Raw genomic sequence first — 24515 nt, forward strand, 5'->3', positions numbered from 1 at the left:
TCACCTTTAATTCCTAATAAAGTTCCTATTGAATAGAAAAAAGGACGACTTTTGAGCATTCAAAAGTCATCCCTATATCGCATGGACACCGTTTATGTGTCGAGCTCATATTTCTCCTGATGCAGCTTGATGCTGAGCACAAGTCCGATACAGAGCATATTGAGCAGCAGCGACGTACCGCCGTAGCTGACAAACGGAAGCGTAATACCGGTAATCGGCATGAGTCCGATCATCATTCCGATGTTCTCGAAAATCTGGAATACAAACATCGAGACGATACCAATGATCATGAACGACCCCCGTTTGTCATAACACTGGAAGGCTATTAGAATCATCCGGTAAATTAATAAGAAGTATAACAACAGCAGCACGGCCGAGCCCTGGAACCCGAACTCCTCGCCGACAACGACAAAGATGGAATCAGAGTAAGGGTACGAGATGAAGGCGTTATTCTTGGAATCGCCCTGCAAGTATCCATCGCCGGACAACCCGCCAGAACCGATTGCAATCTTCGCCTTGGTCGCTTGATACACTTCTCTCTCCGAAGCGTTGCCCGGATTCATAAATCCGTTGATCCGCTCATACCAGTGCAGCTTATTATGGTCGATCATATACGTCTTAATCTCGTCGTTGTACGTATTGAACAATGTACCGAATATAAGCAAGAAGCCTACGACAGCCGTCACGCCGATCATGACGTGCGTATATTTGACATTACCGATCCAGAGCATTCCGAGAACGATAATGATATAGATGATGGCGTTGCCCAAGTCGGGCTGCATCATGACCAATAGGAACGGCACGATGGAGAACGCGGCAATCGGCAGTACATCGCTTGTCAAGTTCAGCGTTTCCCCTTGGCGTCTGCCCATCAAATGCGCAATTCCTATAATCAAGACGATCTTAACCATCTCCGCAGGCTGGAAATTGAGTCCACCCAGTTTGAACCAAGCTCGCGCACCGTTAATTTCCGCACCGAGGAAGAAAACGAGCACGAGCAGAACTAAACCAAGTCCATACCAGATGAGCCAGCCTTTGAGCAGCAGCCGATAGTCAATCATCGAAATCATGAAAACAACGCAAATTCCAACGCTATAAAAGATAACCGTCTTTGTATCATACGTGGCATATTTGGGATCGTACGAAGTGGCGCTGTGTACGATTAGCGTACTGATGCACATAAACACAAGCAGCATCAGTATAATGCCCCAATCCATTTTCTTAAGTTTATTGATCACTGCAAGCTCATCCTATTCCCAGAAACTTGCGGAAGCGCTTGAACATGCCGGCTGATTTCTCATCGAGCGGCATAAGCGGCACCATATCACCCAGAATACGACGAGCAATGTTGCGGTAAGCAATCGCAGCGCGCGATGATGGATCCATGACCGTCGGTTCGCCTGCATTCGCAGACTTGATCACTTTCTCATCATCTGGCACAATGCCGAGCAAATCGATCGCAAGCACTTGGCAAACCTCGTCGATCTCGAGCATATCGCCGGTCTTGAGCATAGCTGGACGAATCCGGTTAATGACGAGCTTCGCTGAAATTTGCGATTGTTCCAGCAAGCCGATGACGCGGTCAGCATCACGAACAGCAGCATTCTCTGGCGTCGTGACGACGATGGCACGGTCGGCGCCGGCTACCGCATTGCGGAAGCCTTGCTCGATGCCGGCAGGGCAGTCGATAATGACGAAGTCGAATTCTTTCTTGAGCTCCAATACGATGTCACGCACCTGCTCCGGCGTTACATCATGCTTATCTTTCGTCTGGGCAGCCGGAAGCATATACAGCTCTTCGAACCGTTTGTCCTTCACAAGCGCCTGCTGCAGACGGCAGCGGCCTTCTGCGACATCGACCAGATCGTATACGATTCGGTTCTCAAGTCCCATCACGACGTCCAAGTTGCGAAGACCGATATCGGTATCGACCATGCACACTTTTTTGCCGAGCAGCGCAAGCGCCGTTCCTACATTCGCGGACGTCGTTGTTTTGCCAACGCCGCCTTTCCCCGAAGTTACGACTATCGCATCTCCCATAATCTCTACACTCCTTTATACACGAGCGGTTCTCTTCTCATACGGAACAATTGAGTCGTTTTATCGACTTGCATGACACCTTCCTGGAGGAAGGCGTATTCCATCGCAGCATCGCCAGTCAACCATTCTTCTGGCGGCCGGCTTATGACTTCCGCGATTCGCAATTGCGTCGGCTTAAGCAGCGAGGCTGCAATAATGACATCCGTCCTGCCCTCCGATCCCGCATGAGCCATACCAGCGAGTGTTCCCATCACATATATATCGCCTGTACAAATAATCGAACCGCCGGGATGCAAGTCGCCTAGCAGCAGCAGACTGCCATCGTGCGTGACTACCTGTCCAGATCGAATGATGCCTGACATAACCTTAAGCTCCTGCTGATCAACCTCCGTCTGCGATTGCAGTTCCGCATCGCTCTGGATCGATTGCACAAGCAGGTTGCCCTGCTGTCTCAGCACGGACTTGATTTGTTCTTTCTCGTCTTCTGATGTCTCACGGCTGCCAAGCTTAACGTTGACGTGCATGAGCGGGCCGGTTAACAGCTGTTGGTGTGTTTTCTCCAACTTATAATGCAGCTCGTCGAGCAATGCCGAAAATTCGCAGCGATCGTCGAGAATGAACACGAGACCATCTTTAACACCTTTGATCGTAATATGTTGTTTATCGGTCAACGTTCGTCCCTCCCATGATCTATTTCTTTTCTTTTCGACATGCCCCGAATCCTGCCGAACTGTATTTAAGCTGATAAGAATTTATAAAGTTTCTGGTCTGCTCATTCTTCTTCCTTCTCCGGTTGACGTACAGGAATGGCACTTTGTACCCAACGTCTAGCCGGCACATAGGCAGCCAGCGCGAAGCCAAGCTGTAAGAAGGTGCTCAGCAGAATATGATTAACCATAGCATAACTGAGCGATTCTCGCGTAAACCAGAACACGCGGTAGACTGCAAAAATAATAAGCTCATAGACCATGCAAGAGAGCGCAATCGTGAACAATGCGCTCATCATCGTAACTTTCTTCTTCTCTAGCAGAAGTCCGGTTACATAGCCAATAAGACCCATAGCAAATGAATGAAGACCAAGCAGACTGCCATAGAACACAACATCCTGCAGCAGGCCGAACAGCAGACCTAGCATCAGCGCCTTATGCCGAGTACCATATAATGCCGCATACAGCACGAATACGAAGGTGAAATGCGGGTATAGCCGTCCTGCCAGAGAGGATGGAATGAACCAGGGCACCAACGTACTCTCGATCACAAAAAGCAAAAACATGACGACGCCTAATCGACCGATCGTCATGGCGTACCTTCCTCATTGTCCGTCATCTTCACGACGAACACTTCTGTCAGTCGATTGAAGTCGGCAAGCGGTTTGACCGATGCTACCTTCGTCAAGCCGAAATCGCCAGCTTGCGGTGTCGTCTCCACCGTTCCGACGATTAGGCCGCTGGGGAACACACGTCCAAGTCCCGATGTGACAACCGTGTCCCCAACGATCATTGGATCGTTCTCTGGAATACGGGTCATCTCAAATCGCCCGTTCTCTTGATCATATGTCCCGATAATGCCGAAAGATTCTTTCTCTCTACCGAGAACCGTAACCGAAATGGCCTTCGAGTTCGGCGATTTCTCATCAAGCGACGTTATAGGTTCAACGTTCGAGGAGAATGCCGATACCTTGGAGATAATGCCGATCAGGCCGTCTACCGTTACGACCGCCATATTCTCCTTGATGCCGTTCTCCGAACCAAGGTCAATCTTGATTGTTGGATTGTAAGGATCCGAGCTGACCGACACCACTTGCGCAATCAAATATTCATAATCGTTCAGTTGGCGTTGACGCTCCGTAAACTTCAGATCACGTTCCAAGTCCGCATTCTGCTTCTCGATGACATTGTACTTGATTTTGTCCCTTGCGTAGGCAGCGGCAGTCGTTCGAAGCTGTTCATTCTCTTCCTGCAGAGATCGGATGTTGCCAATATCCTCAAAGAAGCCCGCTATATAGCCAGCGGGCTTGTACAACCATTGCTGCACATAGGCGACAGAGTCATTGACGAACTTCTCAGGCGCCGACAGCTGTCTGTCGCGCAGTGAGAACCCGATCGCTGCGATGAACAGGATCAATCCGATCATGAGGAAGAACAACCGCTTGTTTCTCATCAGATTAAACAGTCCAATCACCGCCGATTAAGTTAAAATAGATCGATGCCCAGCAGGCGATGCCATACTAGGTACGTTGAACAATTAGCGCTTCGAACGGCCCGATGCTCTGCTCTTGAACAGATGAATGTTATCGAGCGCGCGTCCCGTGCCGATTGCAACGCAATCGAGCGGATTCTCGGCAACGATAACCGGCATGCCCGTCTCGCGAGCCAGCAGTTTATCGAGGCTGCGCAGCAGGGCGCCGCCGCCTGTCAGAACGATACCGCGGTCCATAATGTCAGCAGACAATTCAGGCGGGCACTTCTCCAGCGTGATCTTAACTGCGTCTACTATCGAATTAACCGTATCCGTCAATGCATCCGTCATTTCGTCCGACGTAATCGGCAGCGTCTTCGGCAGACCCGTCACAAGGTCGCGTCCACGAATTTCCATCGTTTCCGTCTTCTCGAGCGGAAGCGCGGAGCCGATCTCCATCTTCAGTTGTTCAGCCGTGCGCTCACCGATCATCAAATTGTACTGACGTTTAATATATTGAATAATCGCTTCGTCCATCTCGTCGCCAGCAACGCGAATCGATCGGCTCGTAACGATACCGCCTAGCGAAATAACAGCAACTTCCGTCGTGCCGCCGCCGATGTCAACGACCATGCTGCCCGTTGGCTCCCAGACAGGAAGATCCGCACCGATTGCCGCCGCGAACGGCTCTTCAATCGTATAAGCTTCCTTCGCGCCTGCTTGCTTGGTAGCATCCTCAACAGCACGCTTCTCAACGGCTGTAATGCCGGATGGCACGCATACCATCACATTCGGATGGCGCGGGAACAGCGCACGCTGCTTCTGTGCTTGCTTAATGAAATGCTTGATCATTGTAGCAGTCGTCTCGAAGTCGGCAATAACGCCGTCCTTCATCGGACGAATCGCACGGATGTTGCCGGGCGTTCTGCCAATCATTTTCTTCGCTTGTTCGCCAACTGCTGTAATCGACTTCGTATCGGTATGCAGGGCCACCACGGACGGCTCCCTGACAACAATTCCTTTACCTCGCGCATAGACCAAAGTATTCGCAGTACCCAGGTCGATTCCTAAATCTTTCGATCCACCAAACATAACTGTAAAGCTCCCTTCTCTTCATAACGACAATCCATATTATTATATTACAACAAACCCCGCTCCTTCAAACTAACATACTTTCCATCTCCGATAATAAGATGGTCCAGCACATCAATTCCAACGAGCTCTCCTGCTTCACGCAAACGCCGCGTCAATGCGATATCTTCGGGGCTTGGGGTCGGGTCTCCGCTCGGATGATTATGCGCGCATATGATCGCTGCGCTTCCACGCTTGATCGCTTCACGGAACACTTCACGCGGATGAACAAGCGATGCGTTAAGCGTACCAACAGACAAGGTCTCGCGCGCCACAACCTGATTTTTCGTATTCAGAAATAAGCACATAAAGTGCTCGACGGTTTGATAACGAAGCTCTTCCATAATAAGATCAGATGCATCCGCAGGCCGCTTTATGACTGGTCGGTCTCCGAATCTTGCAGCCGCCATTCGTCTGCCGAGCTCGATCCCTGCTTTCAGCTGAAGCGCCTTGGCCGGTCCGACTCCACGAACATTCATTAGCTGCTCCAAACTTGCATCTACCAGATATCGAAGTCCGCCGCATTCCTTAAGAATGTTATTGGCCAGCTCCATTACCGATTCCCGGCTCGTACCGGTGCGCAGCAATATTGCCAACAGTTCGGCGTGACTCAGCGCTTCAGCCCCATGTGCCATCATGCGTTCTCTAGGTCGTTCTTCAAGGGGAACATCGCGCAGTAATTGAACCTTCGCTTCCATGTCCCGATCCTCCCAAACAGCTATGATAAGCCTACACCTGATCCTAGCCTTGCGTCTGCCTCTCTTCGTATCAATATACGTCTACACCAAATGGCTCCAGCATGTCCGCCAATAGCGATAACGGCAGTCCAACGACGTTGAAATAACAACCCTCGATCCGTTCCACAATCGTTGATCCCAGTCCTTGAATGCCATAACTGCCGGCCTTGTCCATCGGCTCGCCGGTAGCCACGTATCGCTCGATTCTGTCCTGCGTCAAAGGCTTCATCCACACCTGGGTCCGCTGATGACGTACCAGCGAAGTTCCGTCCTGTGTGTGGATGCAAGCAACTCCTGTATACACTTCGTGACTGCGTCCTTGCAGACGCACCAGCGTTGCAATCGCGTCCTGCTGATCGACGGGCTTGCCCAGCACTTCACCATCCAATACAACAATCGTATCTGCACCGATAACGAGCGAAGGCTTGTCCGCTCCCTCATCTGCAAGACGCGTTGCTGCAGCTGCCGCTTTGCGCTGTGCAAGCTTCTCCACGACCTCAGCAGGCGTCCATGAAGCCTCGATGGATTCATCCGCATCCGTCGATAAAATACGAACCGGCAAGGACAGGTCGAGAGATGCGACCAGTTCCTGCCGGCGCGGAGACGAAGATGCCAACACAAGCTGACATAACTTATTCGATTGTAACCCGTTACCGAATGCTGCCACTGTAATGGCACTTCCTCTCTACACAACCCTTACCGAGGTGGTTCTAAAAGCAATCAACGTTAATTCGTTAACCCGTTCTATAACTTCCTAAACAGCCAAATCGCCAAAACCAGACACAAAATGCTAAGCAGGCTCAATTCAAGCCGTATCGTTAGATCGTAACTGAGCACAGCCAAATCCGCATCCGGCGACCATTTGATCGTTGTCGTATCGGTTAGAAAGGACAGCGCCGATACTCGCTTCAACCATTTCGCAATGAGTGCGCCCGTTATTAATCCGAGCACGATAAAAAGAAGGAGGGTCCAGCCGTTCTTCTTCATCCTACAACGCCTCTCGCCATGAAATGACACCTATGGACATTATAAGACGTAACGGAATGGTTTACAATCCAGCGCTGAAATCCAGCCACCCTTTTTCGGCGAATATAGCACCCATCAACGCCGATTGAACGTTCCATAAATAGGCTGCCGACGGTTTCTTATCGAACTGCTCAAGGGACACGGCAGCCGTGTTGATCGATTGGGACAATCGGCTCGCTGCTGCGCTCGCCTGATCGCCGCTTAGCTTGGCCGTGACAGAAGACGAAGTGGTGAGCCACTGCTCATGGATCTTCTTCCACGCGGTCGACACTGCTGCGCTGAATGGTTCAAGCTTGTTCTGCTGCAGCTGACCAAGCGTCAATCGATCCAACACAGCCAAGAGTTCACCTGTCTGCTTCCAATACTGCTTGAACAGCTCTGCATCGCCATTGAACGGCATCGAATCGATCGCTGGCAGCTCGATAGCCTTCACATAAACTTCCAGCCCGCCAAGCTGTTCCGTCAGAGATTCTGCACCTTCTCGATCGCTCGAGATACCGACATATACGCGGAAATCTTGTCCCGTATCCCATCGATAAGCTGCCAGTCCTTTATCCTTCATCTCCGCAACAGCTGCATCGGCTCCCTCTGCCGAGCTGAATACGCCATACTGGAGCGCTTGGTATGTCATTGCTGGTAACCCAACCTGTACAACGGCTGCGGATGCATCCGTCTGCTTGTCTGGCGATACCGCTGGATCCTTGCCTTCCGTTGAAACGTCGCTACTCGTAACTGGCGTTGTTCCTCCGCTGCCAGTCTTTGTGCCCGATTGCCCGCCGTTTGCATCCGGCAGCGAAATCGTCGTCTGTTCGGTATCCGGTAAAGTCTTCTCGCCGTTTCCGCCAGCCCAAGGTCCTTCTCCAGCGAACAAGGCAAGCGCCATATAGCCGAACAATGCTCCTGTTGCGATTGCGCCGGCGACCGAAGCAAATACTTTGAGCCATGAAGGCCCCCTAGCGCTTCGTATATGATTAATATCTGCATATCGAAAGCCAGCCGTCCCTTTATCCGCCCCATCCTCCACGATTCCCCAATCATAGGAACGTGTCGTTTGCATATGCGTTTGCTCCGCAGGAGGGGAAACGACAACGATGGGCTGTGTCTGTTCGATTGAAGGCGGGAGCGACTGATTAGATTCGATCAGATCCAGTGCGGTCATATCGCCGCTTGCAGTCTCTGCTTCGATACGTTTCGCAGCGTACTCCATTTTTCGTTCGGTTTCGACACGATTTTGTTTCGGTTTATGAATCGGCTCTGGAAAATGCCACACGCTCGGCCGGGTCTCTGCCTGCTCAGGAACCGCTTGAACTGGCTTGTCCTTCCCTGCGGACAGTTCCGTCGACGGCGGCATTGAACGTGAAGCGTGCCCATGCCGAATAAGCTGTTCCAATGCCTGTATATCATCCTGAAGCGGCTGTGTGTCTTGCTGCCGATCGGCTTCCGCCGAGGCCGTACCGTCGAATCGAAATGTCAATCGCGTGTCTCGTTTCATATGCCTCTCTCCTTCGCTAACTGCATACCGATGCAGCTTCGGAAGCTTGTCAATCAAGCCTTTGCTAGTAATCTATGAACCGAATAAGAGATTTATGACGAATGTGAGCAATTACGCGGTACATAAAAAAGGTTGAGCGGCATGGGAATAGGATCTATTCCGCCGCTCAACCTTCCAAATTGTGTTCACGCGATCCAGCTCAAAGCATAACCAAGCAGCGCCCCGAGCACAAGTCCTCCGCCTATTTCAACCGCGTTATGACCTACGCTCTCCCTAAGCCTGCTGCCGTCTGGCCTCATCTCGTTCAGATGCCGGGCATGCATCCCGACATAACGCCTAAGTCCGGTCGCATCAATGATAACGATAAAGAGAATGGCCGTGCCCAGTCCGAATATCGGACTTGCGAAGCCTTCCTTCCATCCAATCAACATAATGGTTGTCGTCACAATCGTCGTGTGATTGCTTGGGAACCCGCCATTCCCGATCCGCTCCTTGGCATTGCCATAGCGAATTTGATTCACGGCATATTTCATCGATCCAGCGACAAGCCAAGCGATGAAAGGCGCAATAAAATACATTCGCCGCCTCCCTATAATTGCGTGTTCACAACCTTTATAATTGCAAATTCAGAATAAGAACGACTGTAATTCCGTAGACGACCGTGCAAGCCAGAATGCCTCTATCCTCGTACAGCAGCGCCTCAGGCTTGCCTCCTTTGCCTAATACATGAATCAAGTAGAGGTAACGGAACATCCCATAGATGACGCAAGGAATCGTCCACATCAAATAAATGGACTGGCTCGACAGGAACGTGTACAGCGAGTAGCACATGATCGTCATGGCCGATACGACCCCCGATAACTGATTGAGCAGCGGTTCGGAATAGTTCATCAGCACCTTCCGATGCGAGCCCTTGTCATGCTCCAGCAGAAGCAGCTCATGTCTGCGCTTGCCGATTGCCAGAAACAGCGACAAGAAGAAGACGCATAACAGAAACCACGAGGTGAAGCTCGTCTCCAGCACAAGTCCCCCGCCTACGGCCCGCATTCCGAATCCGCTGGCAATGATCATAATGTCCATAATGACGAAGTGCTTCAATTTCAACGAATACGATACATTCATGACGAAATACGCAAGAAGCAGAAGTCCGAACAGCAAATTCTGATAGAATCCTGCGGTAAGCGAGCATACGAGCAGGACGCCGCCGAATATTAACGCAACGACTGGATTAAGCCTCCCGGAAGCTAGCGGCCGCTTCATTTTATCCGGATGCAGTCGGTCGACCGCTCTGTCCACGTAATCGTTCAGAACATAAACACAGCCCGATACGCAGCAAAATAACAGAAACGCGATCACGCTCTCCTTCATGCCCGCAATGTTCATCTTGTCGACGGAAAAGGCCAATGCTCCGAATACAAGCAAATTTTTGCTCCATTGCCGAGGTCGAAGCAATTGTACCAGCAGCCCGATCGTTTCTAGCAAATCAACCCTTTTGTCCAACTGGATGGTCTTTTTGCCCAACTCCATCCCTCATCCCGCCCCCTTCCTGACTTGAGGAATCAACGAGTCACCTCTTGTTTAGCCGATGGCTGCAAATTGGACCTATGGAACATACGCGCCAGCTTGTTGCCAACAAGCCTTATGCATCGATAAATGAGAATAAACGCTCTTCGCCAAGAGAACACTTGCCCGAAAAACTGACGGATATCCGCTTCATCGAATACATACGATTTGGGAAAATAACGAATTTCGCTCGGAGTAAACCCTAGCAATTGAATCCAAAGGTGCAGTTCCGGCGATTCCACCTGGTCGTGCACGATGATCAAATTGCCCCGCTGTACAGACAATGCGGCAATTTGTTCTTTCATCCATGGGATCTCAACGGCATTCCGTACGGTCAAATGAAGCTCCGTCCGATTGCGCTCCTTGCGCATCAGCATTTGCGGTACTCTTCGGGTAAAATAGGACAGGTTAATGCGCCAGCGCGGAAGCTCCCGCTTGAGAGAAGGGTGTATGTTGAACATCCGGATAATATTGTGATCCCACTCCAGCATTTTCTCTGGACTCCTCAAATCGCCATACGCCTCGCCATGATATTGATGCAAAGCTTCCATGCCAAGATGGGAAACGATAGGCATCCCCAGCTTAAAGCATCTATAGCCGATATCCGTATCTTCCATTCCCCAGCCTTTATACCCTTCATCGAATCCTCCGAGTTGCTCGAGCCTGCTCTTCGAGAGCGCCATGTTGCACGAATAGACGCAGTGCCACGGATGCACGAGAGCCGCAATATTGAACGAATGGAGCTGGCTGTCGAAATGGCGGGCTTCCAAATATTCGAGCGCGGTATAGTTAGTGTCGAACACCTTCCCCGACCTCACATCCTCCATGGATACCGGATCTTTCAACATGTACCGATACGAAATGACAAGCAGATCCTCATGCTTGGAAAAATACCGATCAAGCTCTTGCAAATAACTCCGGGAGACAATCATATCGGAGTCGAGGAATATTACGAATCTGCCGCCTGCATGCCGCCAGCCTGTATTGCGCACCTTTGACCGACAAGAATCGGCTGACCGTTCCAAGTAAATGTAGCGGAAGGAATACGTTCTCGGCGTTCTCTCCACCTCGCGTAACGTATTGTCGGTTCCGCCGTCATCTACGACGATAACCTCGTAACCGCCTTGCTCGAATCCAAGCTGGTCGTTGAGCGATTCCAACGTATTATTGAGCAGCCTTTTATTGTTATAGGTAGGAATCACGACGCTGTATTTGATCAATTAGACAACACTCCTTTCTCTGGAGCAGGTTGAAATTGATAAAAGAATCGAATCGTTAATCGGAATACAACGATCAAACCAATGTTCAATATAACGACCGAAGCCATTCCGCCGATCATCCCTCGGCCTTCCACAAGGGCGTATTGCAGATAGAGAATGAGCGGGATCGGAATCATGAGCGATATGAACGCTAGTCTCGCTGCCCGTACCCCATCCAATGAAATAACGGAGGTGAACAGCAGGTACATCATATTCATTGCAATGCCTGCAGAGGTCAATCCGACGTACATCCAATCGAGAGGAAATGCTTTGCCATACAGCACGATGAGCAAGGTAGTGAATAAAGCTGCGGCAAACCAGATTGCAGCATAAATCGGAATAGCGTATTTCACTATGATCCGATCCACATGGCGCTTGCTTACCCCTGCAATCATCGGGAGGAATACGACGGCGAACACGTCTTGGAACAGAATGGTGCACAGCCCTCTGATCGTATTCTGATAGACGGAATAGACTCCCAGTTCATAGTCCGTGCCGAACCTTGCCATCATAAACAAGTCGCTCGAGAACAGCAGCGTGGACACCAGCCAAGACAGCATGATGAACAAACCGTATTCGAACAATTGTTTCAGCGCCTTCCATGTAACCCGCATATGTCTCAGATCACTGCTGCGCAGCGTGAGAAGGAAGAAGGACAAATGCTGAACCATAAGCGGGATCAAATAACAGAACATCGACTTGACGCCTAGCATATACAGACCCGTAAGCGTTCCGGCCAGAAACAGCAGCGACCCGATCAGCTTATAGACGCCCAGTCGTACAAACTGCTGTTGGCCGCGCAGGAACGACTCGGTCAGAATATATAAGTTCATGCACATCCCAAGCGCCACCGCACCGATCCATGAAGCCGATGATAATCCAAACAACCGCTCTATGAACGGCCCTGCTGCAATAAGCAAGGCTGATCCGATAGACGACAGAACCAGGTTGGCGGCTAAAGCCGTTCCCATCAGCTCCCGGCTCTCTTCCTCGGATGAGACCGGCACATATTTGACGACACCGTTATACAAACCAAGCGTCAGCGGAATAAGAACGATATTGGCTGCACTGCCGATTAGCGCAACCTGCCCCCAAGTGATGACACCAAGCTCGCGTACACACATGACATAGACGACAAGCGTCAGGAGCAGAGATGCCGCTTTAAAAATAAAGGTGACGCCGAGATTTCTCAGAAAGCGCGCAATTCCCGGCTGTCGAACCTGCAACAACACCTTGCCGATCACGGATTCTAACACAACATTTACGATGCGATTGTTGGGACCGACTTCTGCTGCTCTCTGTTCTGCACCCGCTCAGAGATACGCTTGAACCACCGATCAAGCGGCATCCACATCACAAACAGGAACAGAGGCAGATGGCAGAGGGCGAACACGATCGTCTCATTGTAAGAGAGCGGCGTGCCCGTCAATACGATAATATGATGCGCATAGATCAGACCCTCTTCAGGAATTTCGACCGGATTGATCGTATAGAATGCCAAGTCGAGAAAACCGGAGAACAACGTAACGGTTGCAAGAAGCGAGATTTTCATCGTTTTGCCCGGCGTGCCGCCGCCCATTCGGTAAGCGAAGGACACGGTGAAGTTGATCATCTGAACGACTAGCAAGTACAGCAGCGTATACCATTCTCCGACCGATTCAAAATTCGTTACGATTACGTTCCCCGTTACGCCGAAGAAGCTGACTCTAGGTATCAAGTATCCGAGGAACACCAGGAATGGGACATAAACCATCAGATGACCGTATTTCAACTTGTTAGGGAAGAAAGAAATGCTGCCGATTATAAACAAGTAACTGACCAGCTTCGCCAACAGATGCCATACATTTTCAATTTCCGGCTCGCGCGGGATGACCAGCCATACAAACGCAAACCCGCTTAGTCCGATCAGCAAGAGCACCAGCCATAGTTGTTTTCGAATGAGTTCCATTTTGTTTAAACCTCCTAAAAGTTATTTGCTACTACACAGCAATCACTTCCAGTAAGCAAATAACTTGCTTCGGAAGCGTATGCTTCGTTATTTGCTACTACACAGCAATCACTTCCAGCAAGCAAATAACTTGCTTCGGAAGCGTATGCTTCGTTATTTGCCTCTCCTGTGCTGCACTTCCCTGCCGATATCGAAAACGTTACCGTATTACCACGATTAACTCCCCACAATTCGCTTATACAAGCGATCTGTTTATCGTATGTACTTCTAACCGGTTATCTTGCTCGCTCTTATCGCAGCGCGATTTCTATCCCTCCTCTCCACATGTGCTCTAGGCAGGTATTAAAGCCCGCCACTTTTCACTTAGAAAAACTTATCGTGAATCGCAGGTTTGTTATAGGCAATTTGATGACTTTCTGATGGCATTATTGGTACTTTATAGAAGAAAATCGCATGGAAGCGAAAAAAGACCCGCAAGATGTCACTTCAACAAGTGTCCATCTTGCGGGTCACAATTCGATTCCGCATTCGTATGTTTACGTTAGCTTAAAATCACACGTTGGCTGTAACAGCTGCTTACAGTTCAACAACCTCTTGGATCACCCATTGTTTGGATGCGTCTTGAACCAGATACAGTACAGCTTCGTATGGATATTCATACTCCTCATCTTCCGCATCCCATGAAACAAGAACCTTGGCAGTACCTTTAGCTTCATCCGCTCCGATGATCGTGAGATCGGACAGCGTATAACGCGTATCATATTCATCGAAATCATAGGACCAGAAATCGATCATTGCGTCAGCAATCGTGGAATCATCAGCGAACATCCCGCTTAATGCTTCCAAGTCCTCTGCATTCAAATTGTCGGTCATTTGATTGACAAGTGCATCTACGCTTGATGCGAACGCTTCAGTCGTTGCAACGGGCTCAGAAGGAAGGTCATAGCTGTAATCTTCCACGTTTTCTTGTTTGATCTTCCAAGCTCCCGCGCTATCCTTGACCATTTTATAAGTAATCAAATAGATCTCATCAATCGAATATGGGCTCGGATAATCAATCTTAACTTCCACTTCAATCGAAGCTTGCGTACTCGTGAAGCTTGTTACATTCGCGGAGTTGACGGTGAAAATAACAGCCTGCTCTTCAAACGCGAGAAGCAGGTCTTCATCGTCTTCTTCGTTCCAGCTGGACGGCAGCCATGCCGCCTTGCTGGCTTTCAGATCTTGTTTGGACATAGAAGCGAAGTACGATTTCACTACGTTAATCGCCTTCTGCTTGCTTTGCGCTTCCACTGCAGCCGGGGAAGTGATGCTCAGCTTGCTGTTCTTCGCATCCCATGCAGCTGCTCCGCCGAACGATTTCACAACGATTTCAGCGGGAACAATGACATATCCCTTAACGACGTATGGCGCTGCAGCCAATGCTTGTTTGACGCCGTTAACGTATGCAGCTTTACTATCCACAGTCAGCTTGATCGATGTAGAGCCTTTCTTGATCGTTGCCGACTTCGACTTCGAATCAAACGCATAGGTTGCGCCAAGCTGCGCTGACAGCGGTTTCGCCTCAACGAAAGTCAAGTTCGCTTTGCGAACCGGCGGCTGCGTGAACTTGATCGCCTTGCCGTCATACGCAACCGTTACCGTTGGAGTAGCAGCGGAGGCATACACAGGGACTAGCATCAAGACCAAGCTCAATAACAGGAAAATCGATAAACTTTTCTTCATTTCTATAACCCTTCCCTTCCATATTTTCTATTACTTTATCGTCATTCGCTTACAAAATGTTAAGCCAAACACAATAATAAGATGAAATGTTTGTAAAGAAATAGTCGATGCATCAAGGAAATAAATGTGCGAAAACAACAAAAGGCCGACCACATGAGCGGCCGGCTCCATGCAAAAGGCTGTGGCGAGGTCGATTAACACGACGTTCGCCACAGCCTTATTCTTTCGAACACTTATCTAAACAGCTCTTATAAGCTTTCCGCCAGAGCCGCGGCAACTTTCCAGATATCGCCTGCGCCCATCGTAATGATCAGGTCGCCCGGCTTCATGGAAGCCTTCAGCCGCTCCAGCACTTCTTCCTTCGTCGGAACGTAGTGCGTGTTCGCGTTACTGTTCTGAATAATCAATTCCACGAGCCTGCGGGAGCTGACGCCCTCGATCTGCTGTTCGCCGGCAGGGGAATAAATATCGGTAATGATGACTTCATCCGCTTCCCCGAACGCGCAGCTGAACTGCTCGAGCAGGAAATAAGTGCGCGTATAGCGCTGCGGTTGAAACACCGCTACGATCCGCTTGCCTGTCGCTTTCGCAGCGCTGATCGTTGCTTGAATCTCCGTCGGATGATGCGCATAGTCGTCGATGACGAGAATATCGTTCTTCTCGCCAAGCACATGAAACCGGCGCTTCGCTCCGCGGAACTGTTTGATGGCATCCGCAACGCTTGCGAATGGCAGACCTGCTTCCAAGCAAGTAATGATGGTTGCCATGGCGTTGTAGACGTTATGACGTCCTGGAACCGACAGCTCAACTTGGCCAAGCTCTGCACCTTCGCGATGGAGCTTGAAGGTTACCTTCCGGTCGCCGAGCTCAATATTCGTAGCACGATACTGCGCTTCGCAATCAATGCCGTACGTTATAACCTGGTCAGCCCGCAGCGACCCGCTGTTTACTTGCGGCAGCAACTCTTGCAGATTGGCATCGTCGATACACACGATCGCTTTGCCATCGGACTTCACTTGCTGAAGGAACTGGACATAAGCGCTCTTCAATTTATTGAAATCGCCGTCATAGTTTTCAAGATGATCCGGCTCGATGTTCGTCACGATCGCCATGGCAGGGTGGTATTGCAGGAACGATCCATCGCTCTCATCCGCTTCTGCTACAACATACTCACCTTTGCCTGCCTTCGCATTCGTTCCGACGTTAACGATCTCGCCGCCGATAATGAAAGTAGGGTCAATCCCGCAAGTTTCCATGACGAGCGCAATCATCGAGGATGTAGTCGTCTTGCCGTGCGCGCCAGCCACCGCCACCCCTTTGCCCGCATTCATCAATCTAGCGAGCATCTGTGCACGGTGAAGGATTGGAATATTGAGCGCTTCTGCTGCTTGGCGTTCAACATTATCCTTCGGAAGTGCTGTCGAGTACACGACAAGATCGGAGCCCTTCACATTGTCCGCTTCGTGACCGATGTAGATGCCAGCGCCCTTCTGCGCCAGCTTCTCGGCCAACTCGCCTTTGACAACGTCAGACCCCGTTACTTTATAGCCCATTTCTAGCATGACTCGCGCAATCGCGCTCATCCCGTAACCGCCGATGCCGATAAAATGCACATGTTCAGCCGTATTCAAAGACGGTTCACCAACCTTTTTCAGAATCCGTAATATGAAGCAGTTCGGCGCGTACGTCCGAGATCAAGTACAGCGTGCCGGTCACGACGCCAAGATCGCCTTCACCTATTAATTGCTTAAGCTTATCGAGCGCCGCACGCCAATCCGGCTCTACGATGAGATTAACCGAGGAGCCAGTTTCTGCCGCTATTTCCCGAACGATTGATCCGAACGACTCCGCATTCATCTTTTTGCGAAAATCAGGCTCGGTCACGATCAGTGAATCCGCTATTGGCAGTATATGCTTAAGAGTCTCGGTGTGATTCTTATTCTCGAGCATTCCCATCATGACATGTGCCCGATTATACGTATAAGTAGACTTCAGTGCAGCTGCCAGCGTCTGAGCACCCTCTGGATTGTGGGCGCCATCGAGCAAAATCCGCGGCTTGCGCGTCACCATCTCGAGACGGCCAGGCCATGCAGATGCACGAAGTCCATCATTCAATTGGTCATCATCAACGAGAAGCGCATTGTATTGACGAAGCACTTCAAGCGCCATGATGGTCAGGGCCGCATTCGCAACTTGATGCGCGCCATTAAGCGATATCTCGAGCGGTTCAATCGAACGGAACGGTCCGCGGAAACGGAACGACTGCCGATCTTCCTGTGCCTCAATCTGTTCGTAGTTGAACTGCTCGCCCAGCAAGTACAGCGTACTCTTCGACTGCGCAGCCTTCTCCTTCAGAATCGCAATGACTTCTGGCTGTGTCGCCGTGCTGACGACCGGCACGCCTGGTTTAATAATGCCGGCTTTCTCCCATGCGACATTCTCGATCGTATCGCCGAGAATATCCATATGGTCGTGGCCAACATTCGTAATAAGCGAAATCGCAGGAGATACGATGTTCGTGACGTCCATCCTGCCGCCTAGCCCCGTCTCCCACACCACATAATCAGGGAACGTTACTTTAGCAAAATACAAAATCGCAATCGCAGTCGAAACCTCGAACATGGTAGGCGAGCCAAGCTCGGTCGCTGCAATAGCCTCAACATGCGGTTTCAGCATATTGGACAGATCGCGGAGCGTGTCCTCCGGAATGTCCTCGCCATTATACTGAAAACGATTCGTAAACTTCGTAATATACGGAGATGTGAACGTACCGACATCATAACCGCTCTTGATCAGTACCGACGTCAAATAAGCACATGTCGAGCCTTTGCCATTCGTGCCCGCTACATGGATGAAGCGCAGTCTCCGTTCGGGATTGCCCAGGCGCTCCATAAGCAGCTGCATCCGCTCCAGACCTGGACGGACGCCGAATGGAATAAGGCCGTTAATCCAATCAGCCGCTTCTTGATATGTAGAGAACGGAGCGGCGTTGTCCGCCGCTGCCGCCGTATCAATGCGTTGTTCGCTCATCTGTTTCACTTTCCTTCCTGATAGAGGAAACACACACTTATTGCACCTTACGCGCGAAGTTCAGCGATTCGGGCAATGACTTTATCGCGTTTGTCCGCGTAGTCTGCCATCTTCGCTTTCTCTTCTTCGATAACCTTCGCCGGCGCTTTCGAAACAAACCCTTCGTTACCGAGCTTCTTCTCGATTCGCTCAACTTCACCGTTCAGCGTTTTCAGTTCTTTCTCAAGACGTGTTATTTCCTGGGCAATATCAATCAGTCCTGCAAGCGGCAGAAGCAGCTCTGCGCCTGTCACAACAGCCGACATCGTTTTGTCTGGCGTCTGGATCGCAAGTCCTGCATCCAGCTTCGACGTCCCGCAGAAACGCTCGATAAATTCGCGGTTGCGTTCCACGATTGCAAGCTCCGCTTCGCTGGAAGGCTTGATCAGCAGCTCGACCTTCTTGCTCATCGGCACGTTCACTTCTGCACGAATGTTGCGAACCGCACGGATCATATCCATGAGCAGCTCCATCTCGCGAACCGCTTCAGGCGATTCCAGCGCCGGATCGAACGTCGGCCATGCTGCAAGGGTGATCGTCTCGCCTTCATGCGGCAAGTGTTGCCATATCTCTTCGCTAATAAACGGCATGAACGGATGGATCAGTCGCTGCGTACGATCAAGTACGTATGCGAGTACGGATTGCGTAGCTTTCTTGGCAGCTGGATCGCTGCCGTACAGGTTGAGCTTAGCGAACTCGATGTACCAGTCACACAGGTCATCCCAGATAAAGTTATAGAGCAGACGTCCCGTCTCGCCGAAATCATAGCTGTCGATCAGACGCGTAATATCGCGGGATGTCTCATTCAGGCGGTGCAGAATCCAGCGGTCAGCTGTGCCCAGCGGCACCGTAATGTCGATATCGGCAGCCGTAACACCTTCGAGGTTCATGAGCGCAAAGCGCGAAGCATTCCAGATCTTGTTCGCGAAGTTGCGCGCCTGCTCAACCTTCTCCCAACGGAAGCGGAGGTCTTGACCTGGCGTATTGTTCGTCGAGAGCATGAAGCGCATAGCGTCAGCGCCATACTTCTCAATAACGTCCAGCGGGTCAACGCCGTTGCCCAGCGACTTGGACATCTTCTGGTTGTTCTCGTCACGAACAAGACCATGCATAAGCACGTCTTTGAACGGAATTTGATCGGTGAATTCCAGCGCCGTGAAGATCATGCGCGCTACCCAGAAATAAATAATATCGTAGCCCGTTACGAGCACATCTGTTGGGTAGAAACGTTTGAAATCTTCATGATTCTCATCCGGCCAGCCGAGCGTCGAGAACGGCCACAGCGCGGAGCTGAACCACGTATCAAGTACGTCCTCATCTTGCTTCCATGGTGAACCTTCGCTGTCTGCGCCTTCCGGAGCCTCTACGCCAACGAACGTTTCGCCCGTCGCCGTGTTGTACCATGCCGGAATGCGGTGACCCCACCATAGCTGACGGGAAATACACCAGTCGCGTACGTTCTCAATCCATTGCAGATACGTCCGCTCGAAACGATCCGGTACGAAGTTAACGCCGTTACCGCTCTTCTGTGCTTCGATCGCACGATCAGCCAACGGCTTCATGGATACGAACCACTGCGTCGACAGGTATGGCTCAACAACAGCGCCGCTGCGCTCGGAGTGACCAACTTGGTGTACATGCTCCTCAATGCGGATGCAGATGCCTTGTTCCTGCATATCCTTCACGATTGCTTTGCGGCAATCCGCACGGTCCAGCCCTTGGTAAGGGCCGGCATGCTCGTTCATTTTGCCGCTCTCATCCATGACCGTAATTTGCGGCAGGTCATGACGAAGACCTACTTCGAAGTCGTTCGGGTCGTGTGCTGGCGTAATCTTCACCGCACCGGAACCGAAGTCTTTCTCTACATACTCGTCGCCGATGATTGGAATTTCACGGCCGATAATCGGCAGTACAAGCGTACGTCCGATCAGGTGCTTGTAACGCTCATCTTCTGGATGAACCGCAACCGCCGTATCGCCGAGCATCGTCTCTGGACGTGTCGTTGCAACGATAATATGTCCGCTGCCGTCTGCCAGCGGGTACTGCAGGTGATATAACGCACCTGTTACTTCTTTATATTCAACCTCAATGTCGGACAGCGCCGTACGAGCGGCAGGGTCCCAGTTGATGATTTTCTTGCCGCGGTAGATCAGGCCCTTCTCATAGAGACGGACGAATACTTGACGAACAGCTTGGGACAAACCTTCGTCCAGCGTGAAACGCTCGCGGGAGTAGTCAAGACCAAAGCCCATCTTCGCCCATTGCTCGCGGATCGTATTATTGTACGTTTCTTTCCATTCCCATACTTTCTCCAGGAACTTCTCGCGGCCGAGATCATAGCGGGACAGTCCCTGCTCGCGCAGCTTCTGCTCAACTTTCGTCTGCGTAGCAATACCGGCATGGTCGCTGCCCGGCAGCCAGAGCGCATCATAACCCTGCATCCGCTTCGCGCGCGTCATAATATCCTGCAGCGTGAAGTCCAGCGCATGACCGATATGCAGCATGCCCGTTACGTTCGGAGGTGGAATTACGATCGTATATTTCGGCGCATCAGGACGCTTGCCCGCTTCAAAATAGCGGCCTTTCATCCAGTAGTCGTACCATTTAGCTTCCGCGCTCTTCGGATCGTATGTCGTCGGCATCGCGGTCGTTGCTTGATTGTCAGACATGTTCACAACCTCCATCAACTATTAGAAAAATAAAAAAAACCTTTCGTCGCAAAGGACGAAAGGTTCTAGCTTCCGTGGTACCACCTTCATTCCATGCAGATTGCTGCGAATGGCTCGCACTGCATGGCACTCAAACAGATAACGGCTGTGTCCGGCCGAACCTATCAGCTGCATAGTAATAGGCAGCGTTCAGTCCTGGCAACTCCGGGGCGACACGCGGCATCGTCATTCCTACGGATCCTCTCAGCGTAACGGCTCCGCTCTCTGAAGGCACGAATACGGCGCTTCCCTTTCCTTGTTATTGCTCATATAGTTCGCGAGATCTGAACAGACCGAACCATCGATTCTTGTCGTCAGATGCATATATGGTAATAATACTTCTCTTGGCGAAACAAGTCAACCGAGGTGAACCGTCTGTTGCCGTTTTTAGGCGGCGCAGTACGGTTCATTCCGGAGAAATCCAAACATTAAGAACAAGTGGTATTCTTGAGCCTTCTTGGATTTTGAGGTGAACCGTCTGCAACCCCAATTAGGCGATGCTGTACGGTTCATTCCGGAGAAATACAAGCATTACGTATAGGGTTCAAATTATACATTCTTGGATTTCGAGGTGAACCGTCTGTTGCCGTTTTTAGGCGGCGCAGTACGGTTCATTCCGGAGAAATCCAAGCTTAAGTATAAATGGCATACTTATACTTTCTTGGATTTCGAGGTGAACCTTCTGCAGCTACAATTAGGCAGCGCTGTTCGGTACATTCCGAAGAAATCCAAGCCTACGATTCGCCTTCCTCCGACTTCGTAACAATGGTTACATCCTGTGCATGTTTACGATTCATCAAATGACGCTTCTTCCGGTTCTCCTTTGTTTCGAATACGATGTCCATGTCATAATCCTGTCCGGGATATAGCTTGCTTCGATCGATGTAGCGAGCAAGCCGCTTCTGGTTAAAGGTCAGCTTCCGATCTTCGACCTGCACGATAACATTGCCTCGTTCATCCGCTTCGCGATAGACGATGCCGGTTCGCTTGAGCGGATGGATCCAGACGCAGTCCCCTGCGAGATGCTGCGCTCTCGGCTGTTTCGCAGTAGCCCGTTCACTCTTCTCCTGTTGATCACCCGCCTGCTTCTTGTTGCGCTGTTGTTTGTCGTTACGGGTCTGTACTCCAGCTTGCTGCACGACTGGTACATGTAGCAGCTGCTGCTGACTACCGCTCTGCGAAGCCAATGATTCTGCACGGGCGACAATTCGCTCCAACAAGCCGAACCGTCTCGCAACGGCGAACGCGCGGCTCTCCCCCGCTTCTCCGGTTACCAGCCGATGCAGCGGCCGCAGCGTCTCTGGATCGAAGGTCATGCTGGCGTTCATACAACCCGGCGTGTTAGAGGCGAATCGTTTGATCTCGTTAAAATGTGTCGTCGCCACCACGCGTGCCTTCATCTCCATCAGATGCTCGAGAACGGCAACCGACAACGCAATGCCCTCGCCGGGGTCTGTGCCCGCTGCCAATTCATCGAGCAGCAGCAGCGATCGATGATTCGCTTCTCGGACCATCAAAGCTACGTTCGTCATATGCGAGGAGAACGTACTGAGCGACTGCTCCAGGCTTTGCCCATCTCCAAGATCCGCCATCACTTTATGAAAGATGCCAAGCTCGCTCGCGGCATCTGCCGGTATAAGAAAACCGCATTGGTGAAGCAGCACAAGCAGTCCGAACGTCTTCAGGGCAACCGTCTTGCCGCCCGTATTCGGCCCGGTAATAATCAATTGCTGCCAATCGTCGCCGATTATCGCATCGAGCGGGACGCAGCGTTCTGTCGCGATAAGCGGATGGCGCGCTTGAACGAGCCGCACGATCGGCTGGCTGCTCATCGCGGGACGTGTGCCGTTGTAAGAACGTGACATTTTGCCCCGAGCGGTTATGAAATCGAATGCTGCCATCGCCTCGACGTTCCACTCCAGCTCGGCCGTACGCGTCTCCGCCATCGCGGATAACCGTGCTTGAATCGCATAACACTCGCTCTCCTCATCCGCCTTCCAGCTGTCCCACTCCTGCTGCAGCGCCGCTATATCGGCCGGCTCTACGAACAAGGTCTGCCCGCTGGATGACTCATCCCATACCGTGCCTGGTACCTGCTTGCGCAAATCCCGCTTCACGGCAATAACGTAATGGCCACGCCGTTTGCTAATAATCGCCTCTTGGAGCGCGCTCTTGTACTTGACCATCGTCTGCTCCAACTTCTTCTCGATCTTGCCTTCAAGCGCATACAGCTGCCTCCTGATGCGGCCCAGCTCAGGACTTGCCTCGTCAGCCAATGCGCTGCCACGCAGGCATCGGTGAAGCTCTTGTCTTAGCTCCGGGCAATCATCCATTGAATCAGCGTAAGAGGCAATGCGAGGAGCAGCCTGGCGTTTGCTGTCCATATATCGTCTCATCTGAGCAATCGACGTTAGCCATATGTTGAGCTGATACAGCTCGGACGGCACATAAACTCTGCCTTTGCCAAGCAGCGCAACGATCTCATCGATGCCTTCCATCGCAGACAGCGGGATGCTTGCGCCTGCTCCAAGCAGCCGCGCAGCCTCCTCCGTCTCTTCCAGCCATGCCCGCACTTGCCGCTCGTCTGTACTTGGCGCGTGACGTTCAGCAAGTCTTCTTCCTGCTGGCGATACCGTATGCTCGGCTGCCATCAACAGCATTTTATCCAGTTCCAACATTCGCTTGGCGGAATCATTAATCATCGTTCAATCTTCCTTTCAATCATAAATTGGGCACAAAAAAACAGGGACAGAACGCGAATAAACGTTCCATCCCTGCTGGACGTATCACCATTTCGGTCAACAAAAAAGCCGTGCTGCAAGAGCACGGCGAATCGGACCGAACGGCAATGTACGCGTTCAGGCGGAAATTTCGTCGCATGTTCTTAACTCATTGGCACGAGTTCCCCTAAACTTACAGCTCAAATAAAACCTTCAAAAACGAAAGTTTTGCAGAAAGCTGTCTCGCTTAGACAGACACTCGCTTTATCCAATTATTAGTTAAGAACACCCGTCGACATATTTATTTCCCCTTACGCATATAAATGTAGGATACTCCGTCATTGTAGCGCTGTGAGGGATGTCCAGTCAAGCCTCAGCATTTCGGTTGAATGGTTTTGTGCGTTTATTGTTAATTATCTAACGATTCAATCAATTCGGCTATTGCGAATCCTTTAATTCCGAGTATAATACTAGGTAAATCAAACAAGATGGGTGATGCCAGATGAAAACGAACATATCGAATCAGATCGAGACTTGGGTCAATGACCAGCTGGATCTGTATAACTATGCTCTTCAGATCGGCGATGCGCATTGGCAGCAGCACATTCTAGAAACCTTGTCTAATAAAGATGCTTACTTGCAGGAGCTCTTCAAGGAGCAAGAGAATCAACGGCTGTGGGGGCAATTCAATGAAATTAATCAGTCCATGCTTCAACTGCTCGAGGAAATTCGTACGCAGTCGTTAGACCGGGAGCAGCTGGAAGCGATCCGCACGAAGCTGTCTGAGCTGAAGAAGAGGCGGCTTGTCATCGTTCAGAAGATTAATGCGGTGAAGGTAACCCCGTCATCGAACTAATAAACAAGGCGCTGCCATTTCCCCTCATCGGGTACGGCAGCGCCTTGTTATCATTAGGGACCA

21 protein-coding genes are annotated in these 24515 nt (G+C 51.0%); 1 reads left to right on the plus strand and 20 read right to left on the minus strand.

Annotated features, from left to right (window positions below):
* Nucleotides 1–92: 92 nt before the first annotated feature.
* The 20 genes from SBI19_RS07105 to SBI19_RS07200 all read right to left on the minus strand — a co-directional run bounded on the left by SBI19_RS07105 (nucleotide 93) and on the right by SBI19_RS07200 (nucleotide 23578).
* Nucleotides 93–1238 carry an FtsW/RodA/SpoVE family cell cycle protein gene (locus SBI19_RS07105; RefSeq protein WP_317966449.1) on the minus strand — a complete coding sequence of 382 codons (1146 nt, stop codon included), beginning with the start codon at nucleotides 1236–1238 and terminating at the stop codon, nucleotides 93–95.
* 7 nt (nucleotides 1239–1245) lie between these two features.
* Nucleotides 1246–2040, minus strand: a complete 795-nt coding sequence (gene minD, locus SBI19_RS07110; RefSeq protein WP_317966451.1) for a septum site-determining protein MinD — start codon at nucleotides 2038–2040, stop codon at nucleotides 1246–1248.
* Nucleotides 2041–2045: 5 nt separating this feature from the next.
* The gene (locus tag SBI19_RS07115) at nucleotides 2046–2711 is read right to left on the minus strand and encodes a septum site-determining protein MinC (protein WP_317966453.1); all 666 of its coding nucleotides are present in this window, start codon (nucleotides 2709–2711) and stop codon (nucleotides 2046–2048) included.
* A gap of 101 nt (nucleotides 2712–2812) precedes the next feature.
* A complete protein-coding gene (gene mreD / locus SBI19_RS07120; protein WP_317966455.1) occupies nucleotides 2813–3340 on the minus strand; it encodes a rod shape-determining protein MreD in 528 nt (175 codons plus the stop codon).
* The gene (gene mreC / locus SBI19_RS07125) at nucleotides 3337–4200 is read right to left on the minus strand and encodes a rod shape-determining protein MreC (protein ID WP_317966457.1); all 864 of its coding nucleotides are present in this window, start codon (nucleotides 4198–4200) and stop codon (nucleotides 3337–3339) included. Before mreC ends, mreD begins: the two co-directional genes overlap by 4 nt.
* Before the next feature lie 84 nt (nucleotides 4201–4284).
* Nucleotides 4285–5310: a rod shape-determining protein gene (locus SBI19_RS07130; RefSeq protein ID WP_317966459.1), complete on the minus strand. Its 1026-nt coding sequence runs from the start codon at nucleotides 5308–5310 to the stop codon at nucleotides 4285–4287.
* 47 nt (nucleotides 5311–5357) lie between these two features.
* Nucleotides 5358–6047, minus strand: a complete 690-nt coding sequence (radC, locus tag SBI19_RS07135; protein WP_317966461.1) for a RadC family protein — start codon at nucleotides 6045–6047, stop codon at nucleotides 5358–5360.
* Nucleotides 6048–6117: 70 nt separating this feature from the next.
* Complete coding sequence (locus tag SBI19_RS07140) at nucleotides 6118–6753, minus strand: Maf family protein (protein ID WP_317966463.1); 636 nt, start codon at nucleotides 6751–6753, stop codon at nucleotides 6118–6120.
* A gap of 77 nt (nucleotides 6754–6830) precedes the next feature.
* The gene (locus tag SBI19_RS07145; RefSeq protein ID WP_317966465.1) at nucleotides 6831–7073 is read right to left on the minus strand and encodes a DUF4321 domain-containing protein; all 243 of its coding nucleotides are present in this window, start codon (nucleotides 7071–7073) and stop codon (nucleotides 6831–6833) included.
* A gap of 61 nt (nucleotides 7074–7134) precedes the next feature.
* The gene (locus tag SBI19_RS07150; RefSeq protein WP_317966467.1) at nucleotides 7135–8604 is read right to left on the minus strand and encodes an SPOR domain-containing protein; all 1470 of its coding nucleotides are present in this window, start codon (nucleotides 8602–8604) and stop codon (nucleotides 7135–7137) included.
* Nucleotides 8605–8789: 185 nt separating this feature from the next.
* Nucleotides 8790–9182, minus strand: a complete 393-nt coding sequence (locus tag SBI19_RS07155) for a divergent PAP2 family protein (RefSeq protein ID WP_317966469.1) — start codon at nucleotides 9180–9182, stop codon at nucleotides 8790–8792.
* Between the two features lie 34 nt (nucleotides 9183–9216).
* Nucleotides 9217–10131 carry a decaprenyl-phosphate phosphoribosyltransferase gene (locus tag SBI19_RS07160; RefSeq protein WP_317966471.1) on the minus strand — a complete coding sequence of 305 codons (915 nt, stop codon included), beginning with the start codon at nucleotides 10129–10131 and terminating at the stop codon, nucleotides 9217–9219.
* A gap of 32 nt (nucleotides 10132–10163) precedes the next feature.
* Nucleotides 10164–11387 (minus strand): glycosyltransferase family 2 protein, encoded by a 1224-nt coding sequence (locus SBI19_RS07165; RefSeq protein ID WP_317966473.1) that lies wholly within the window; start codon nucleotides 11385–11387, stop codon nucleotides 10164–10166.
* Nucleotides 11384–12682: an oligosaccharide flippase family protein gene (locus SBI19_RS07170; protein WP_317966475.1), complete on the minus strand. Its 1299-nt coding sequence runs from the start codon at nucleotides 12680–12682 to the stop codon at nucleotides 11384–11386. The genes SBI19_RS07165 and SBI19_RS07170 overlap by 4 nt, the downstream gene beginning before the upstream one ends.
* A gap of 5 nt (nucleotides 12683–12687) precedes the next feature.
* Nucleotides 12688–13374: a hypothetical protein gene (locus tag SBI19_RS07175; protein WP_317966477.1), complete on the minus strand. Its 687-nt coding sequence runs from the start codon at nucleotides 13372–13374 to the stop codon at nucleotides 12688–12690.
* Nucleotides 13375–13950: 576 nt separating this feature from the next.
* Nucleotides 13951–15099, minus strand: coding sequence for a copper amine oxidase N-terminal domain-containing protein (locus SBI19_RS07180; RefSeq protein WP_317966479.1), 1149 nt, complete (start codon nucleotides 15097–15099; stop codon nucleotides 13951–13953).
* A gap of 248 nt (nucleotides 15100–15347) precedes the next feature.
* Nucleotides 15348–16730 carry a UDP-N-acetylmuramate--L-alanine ligase gene (murC, locus tag SBI19_RS07185; RefSeq protein ID WP_317966481.1) on the minus strand — a complete coding sequence of 461 codons (1383 nt, stop codon included), beginning with the start codon at nucleotides 16728–16730 and terminating at the stop codon, nucleotides 15348–15350.
* A gap of 7 nt (nucleotides 16731–16737) precedes the next feature.
* The gene (locus SBI19_RS07190; protein WP_317966483.1) at nucleotides 16738–18129 is read right to left on the minus strand and encodes a bifunctional folylpolyglutamate synthase/dihydrofolate synthase; all 1392 of its coding nucleotides are present in this window, start codon (nucleotides 18127–18129) and stop codon (nucleotides 16738–16740) included.
* 47 nt (nucleotides 18130–18176) lie between these two features.
* Nucleotides 18177–20837, minus strand: coding sequence for a valine--tRNA ligase (locus SBI19_RS07195; RefSeq protein ID WP_483312253.1), 2661 nt, complete (start codon nucleotides 20835–20837; stop codon nucleotides 18177–18179).
* A gap of 773 nt (nucleotides 20838–21610) precedes the next feature.
* A complete protein-coding gene (locus tag SBI19_RS07200) occupies nucleotides 21611–23578 on the minus strand; it encodes an endonuclease MutS2 (protein ID WP_317966487.1) in 1968 nt (655 codons plus the stop codon).
* Between the two features lie 520 nt (nucleotides 23579–24098).
* Here SBI19_RS07200 and SBI19_RS07205 point away from each other — a divergent pair.
* Nucleotides 24099–24452: a hypothetical protein gene (locus tag SBI19_RS07205; protein WP_317966489.1), complete on the plus strand. Its 354-nt coding sequence runs from the start codon at nucleotides 24099–24101 to the stop codon at nucleotides 24450–24452.
* The last annotated feature ends 63 nt before the right edge of the window (nucleotides 24453–24515 follow it).

The organism is Paenibacillus sp. CCS19 (assembly GCF_033239625.1).
Taxonomy (GTDB): Bacteria; Bacillota; Bacilli; order Paenibacillales; family Paenibacillaceae; genus Paenibacillus_T.

Excerpts from the sequence above, each read along its gene's own strand:
- SBI19_RS07130 (WP_317966459.1), bottom strand. The coding sequence starts at position 5,310 with ATGTTTGGTGGATCGAAAGATTTAGGAATCGACCTGGGTACTGCGAAT.
- SBI19_RS07200 (WP_317966487.1), bottom strand. The coding sequence starts at position 23,578 with ATGATTAATGATTCCGCCAAGCGAATGTTGGAACTGGATAAAATGCTG.
- SBI19_RS07180 (WP_317966479.1), bottom strand. The coding sequence starts at position 15,099 with ATGAAGAAAAGTTTATCGATTTTCCTGTTATTGAGCTTGGTCTTGATG.
- minD (WP_317966451.1), bottom strand. The coding sequence starts at position 2,040 with ATGGGAGATGCGATAGTCGTAACTTCGGGGAAAGGCGGCGTTGGCAAA.
- mreD (WP_317966455.1), bottom strand. The coding sequence starts at position 3,340 with ATGACGATCGGTCGATTAGGCGTCGTCATGTTTTTGCTTTTTGTGATC.
- mreC (WP_317966457.1), bottom strand. The coding sequence starts at position 4,200 with ATGAGAAACAAGCGGTTGTTCTTCCTCATGATCGGATTGATCCTGTTC.
- SBI19_RS07145 (WP_317966465.1), bottom strand. The coding sequence starts at position 7,073 with ATGAAGAAGAACGGCTGGACCCTCCTTCTTTTTATCGTGCTCGGATTA.
- SBI19_RS07195 (WP_483312253.1), bottom strand. The coding sequence starts at position 20,837 with ATGTCTGACAATCAAGCAACGACCGCGATGCCGACGACATACGATCCG.
- SBI19_RS07160 (WP_317966471.1), bottom strand. The coding sequence starts at position 10,131 with ATGGAGTTGGGCAAAAAGACCATCCAGTTGGACAAAAGGGTTGATTTG.
- SBI19_RS07150 (WP_317966467.1), bottom strand. The coding sequence starts at position 8,604 with ATGAAACGAGACACGCGATTGACATTTCGATTCGACGGTACGGCCTCG.
- SBI19_RS07175 (WP_317966477.1), bottom strand. The coding sequence starts at position 13,374 with ATGGAACTCATTCGAAAACAACTATGGCTGGTGCTCTTGCTGATCGGA.
- SBI19_RS07155 (WP_317966469.1), bottom strand. The coding sequence starts at position 9,182 with ATGTATTTTATTGCGCCTTTCATCGCTTGGCTTGTCGCTGGATCGATG.
- SBI19_RS07205 (WP_317966489.1), top strand. The coding sequence starts at position 24,099 with ATGAAAACGAACATATCGAATCAGATCGAGACTTGGGTCAATGACCAG.
- radC (WP_317966461.1), bottom strand. The coding sequence starts at position 6,047 with ATGGAAGCGAAGGTTCAATTACTGCGCGATGTTCCCCTTGAAGAACGA.
- SBI19_RS07190 (WP_317966483.1), bottom strand. The coding sequence starts at position 18,129 with ATGAGCGAACAACGCATTGATACGGCGGCAGCGGCGGACAACGCCGCT.